The sequence below is a fragment of the Streptomyces sp. NPDC037290 genome (genome assembly GCF_055603245.1).
Genome location: NZ_JBVJVZ010000051.1, coordinates 1 through 3,546 on the forward strand (window position 1 = coordinate 1; position 3,546 = coordinate 3,546).

The window sequence follows — 3,546 nt, forward strand, 5'->3', positions numbered from 1 at the left end:
GCCCGGCAGGCGGTGAACTGACCGACGAGCAGGAGACCGACAACAAGGTCCATCGCAAGGCCCGGGCCCGCATCGAGCACGTCTTCTCCCGGATGGAGAACTGGAAGATCCTCCGGGACTGCCGTCTCAAGGGTGACGGCGTGCACCAGGCCATGCTCGGCATCGCCCGCCTCCACAACCTCGCCCTCGCCGGATAGAACACGGAAGGGACGGACATCGACCCCACCCCCAGCAATTCCAAGATCGCTTACGGGACAACCTCTAGTGGAACACTGACCGGCATGGATCTGACGAGTAACGCCCGTGAGCTGCTTCGCCTGGTTGACCAGGCGTCAAAGCCAGTGGCGGTCTCAGACTTCTTTCACATCATTCGGCCGGCGCCTACCGGCACGGATGAGAATGACCCAGACCATGAAGCATGGGCAGAAGGACAGTGGGAGCTTTACCGAGACTCACTCACCCTCTGGCAACAGGGCTTGGTACGCATTGTGCACTCCGCCAATGAAGAACGGCCCGATCTAGTCGTCGCGACAGACGAAGGACGCGAAGTGCTCGCCGAATGCTGCGAATAGGCACTCGAATGACTTCGACCGGGATGCGTTCTCGCGGTGGACTGTGCACCATGGCATTGGCCAGGGTGCCAAGTCCCCGCCCGGCAGGCGTCATCTGACAGGCGTGCGCCTGCCGGGCAAGGGCTGCACTGATCGCCCCGCTACCACCCAGTAGACACCCCAGGAGCGCTCTCCAGCCTTGACGACCACCCCCTTGCGGACCTTGAAGACCTGCTTGGGGGGACCCGTCGGCACAGCTAACGAGGTGGTCGCAGGTGCCTTAGCTGCGACCGCTTGCGAGATGCCTCCCATTCCCGCAATGCTGCAGGCCATCAGTATGACAGCGAATATTCGGCCAAGCTGTCGATTCATCCGTCTTCCTTCTCCCTTGGAACGAGGGTCTGTTCCCTGATCGGCATCCCGCGCCGCAGCTACTGGCTCTGGCAGGCAGGGCAACGTCAGGGTCTGCTGGCCGTGAAGGGGCCGTGGCTCGCGCCGGTCGTCGACGCCGTGGAGCCGGTCGCGGCGAAGTAGGCGCTGGGGTGCGGGACACCCCGAGCCATCGCCCCGCGCCCGTCCAAAGCCTTACAGCGGCGCCACACAACCACTCAAACAGGTTTTCCATAAGGAAATGACCGTTTCAAGCGGGTGTGGGGTTTCGTCATAAAGGTGGCTATCGACGCAATCCCCCTCGGCTGAAGCAGCCGCAGGGACTGCGCGGTGGTGCGCCGCCCCGGGACAGACGCTCCATGGCGTCCAACCAATCGCCTGTCCCGGGTCCGTCCCATCCCGCAGAAGCGAGAGGGGGGCTTTCAAGTATGGGCTCCGCACTGCGCGTACGCACTCGGGGGCCTGGCATCCCGCATCCCATGCACCTGGGAGGTCACCCGGTTCAAGACATGTGTGGCGGGGGCGAGATCGTCCGCGTGAGCAGAGGTGGTGGTGGAGTGACGCGAGTTCACCTAGGTTGTATTGTCGCTTTATAGATCTTTCGTGGTGTTTCAGGGGCGGAGTCTGTGATTTCCGTAGATCGCGTCCCATGATGTGGTGTAGCCGGGCCGGGTCCCGGGACGCCCGGGTGTCTGCCCGGGGCGTGCATCCGATGGCGGTGCATGATCCCTGAGCAAGGGCAGGCCATCGCGCAAGTCTTCCTGGTGAAGGGGCAGTTCAACCGGAGGGGCGCGCGATGGCTTTGTCCCAGTCTGAGCTGGTGCAGCTGCTGGAGTCACTACGTCGGGCCGATGGAGTATGAACCAATCAGGGTGGTGTGCGAGCGCATCCTGCAGGAGCTGATCGAGGCCGAGGCCACCGATGTGATCGGTGCCGCGCCGCGTGAGCACTCCGAGACTCGCACGATCTGGCGCAACGGACGCCGGGAGAGGCTGCTGACCACGCAGGCCGGTGACCTGGAGCTGAAGATCCCGAAGGTGCGCAGCGGGTCGGTCTTCCCGTCGCTGCTGGAGTGTCGGCGGCGGATCGACCGGGCGTTGTTCGCTGTGGTGATGGAGGCATACGTGCACGGTGTCTCAGACTCGCTCGGTCGACGACCTGGTCAAAGCACTCGGTGCGGACAGCGGGATCTCCAAGTCCGAGGTCTCCCGGATCTGCGGTGAGCTGGACGAGGAACTGGCCGCGTTCAAGGAGCGGCCGCTGGACCACACCGTCTTCCCTTACGTCTTCCTGGACGCCACCTGCTGCAAGGCGAGGGTCAACCACCGGCTCGCGTCGCAGGCCGTGGTCAGCGCCACCGGGATCTCCGCCACCGGGCACCGCGAGATCCTCGGGCTGATGGTCGGCGACAGCGACTCGAAGCCGTTCTGGACCAAGTTCCTGCGCTCGCTGCGAGCCGTGGCCTGGAGAACGTCCAGCTGGTCATCTCCGACAGCCACAGCGGGCTGGTGGCCGCGATCCGCACCGCCTTCCTCGGCGCGGCCTGGCAAAGGTGCCGGGTTCACTTCGTCCGAGACGTGTTCTCGGTGATCGAGAGGGGCTCCGGGGAGATGGTCGCCGCCACCATCCGCACCATCTTCGCGCAGACCTCAACGTGGTCGCCGACATGCCCGGACGGCAGTTCCCGCAGGTCAAGACGATGCTGCTGGATGCGGCGACGGACATCACCGCGTTCGCCGACTTCCTACCGGCGCACTGGAAGAAGTTCTGGTCGACCAACTCGCTGGAGCGGCTGAATCGGGAGATCAAACGACGGGCCGAGGTCGTCCAGGTCTTCCCCAACCCCGCTGCCCTGAACCGGCTCGCCGCCGCGGTCCTGGCCGAACTCCACGACGAGTGGCAGGTCTTCGACCGCCGCTACCTCTCCGAAGGATCCAGGCCGAACTCTTCACCGCCGAGCCAGTCGAACCCGAATCACAGATCACCCCGCAACCGGAACCGAAACAGCTGCCCTGACTACACCACCCGGCGGGACATGACCTTTCCGTACCGTTGGCTGGTGTCAGGTGGAGTGTGTGCGATGTGCCTGGGTTTCTGGCCCTTTCAGTGTCGGCCGGGTTCCGGCCGTTGAGGGCCTGCGTGTTGTGGGCTGCCGGCATGGCGCCGGTCGCGGCGTGCGGGACCGCTTAGGGCCAGGGCGTCTGAAGGATCACCGGCGCGGCTACCGGGTGTAAGTTCACCTTCACCGGTGCCGAGCTGGAGTTGAGGGTGTGTGCGTGGGGCATCACTGTGTCCGTAACCGCAGTCGGTGGTGGGGCGGTACCTCCAGCTACAGGGCGGGCGGCAGCTACACCGAGGGTGGAGGAGGGGCAAGGGGGGTGTAGGTCACCGCGCCCGGTGTTCCTGTCACCCCAGGGCGGCGTCCTGTTCGCTGTTTCCAGCACCGTCGGCGGCAGGCCGGCCACCGACCAGTCTCCCAGACACCCCCGGACGACCACTACCCCTCACCGTACCGGTGCTCACCCTGCTGCCGCCTTTCGGCGTTCCCCTGCTCACCGTCCCGCCGCTCATCCTGCTGCCGCCTTTCGGCCTTCTCCCGCTGGTC

Annotated in this window: 3 protein-coding genes and 1 pseudogene; all 4 read left to right on the top strand. The window is 65.2% G+C overall.

What is annotated here, in order from left to right; all coding sequences use genetic code 11:
* The coding region (locus ACZ7HQ_RS43290) for a transposase (protein ID WP_471002592.1) at positions 1–197 on the top strand (197 nt) is incomplete at its 5' end.
* 84 nt (positions 198–281) lie between these two features.
* Positions 282–572 carry a hypothetical protein gene (locus ACZ7HQ_RS43295; RefSeq protein WP_471002595.1) on the top strand — a complete coding sequence of 97 codons (291 nt, stop codon included), beginning with the start codon at positions 282–284 and terminating at the stop codon, positions 570–572.
* Positions 573–845: 273 nt separating this feature from the next.
* Positions 846–1,085, top strand: coding sequence for a hypothetical protein (locus ACZ7HQ_RS43300; protein ID WP_471002598.1), 240 nt, complete (start codon positions 846–848; stop codon positions 1,083–1,085).
* A gap of 652 nt (positions 1,086–1,737) precedes the next feature.
* A pseudogene (locus tag ACZ7HQ_RS43305) lies at positions 1,738–2,895 on the top strand (IS256 family transposase); the annotation flags it as partial.
* Between the last annotated feature and the right edge of the window lie 651 nt (positions 2,896–3,546).

What these genes read in the sequence shown, in the direction of transcription:
- ACZ7HQ_RS43295 (WP_471002595.1), top strand. Translation starts at nt 282, where the DNA reads ATGGATCTGACGAGTAACGCCCGTGAGCTGCTTCGCCTGGTTGACCAG.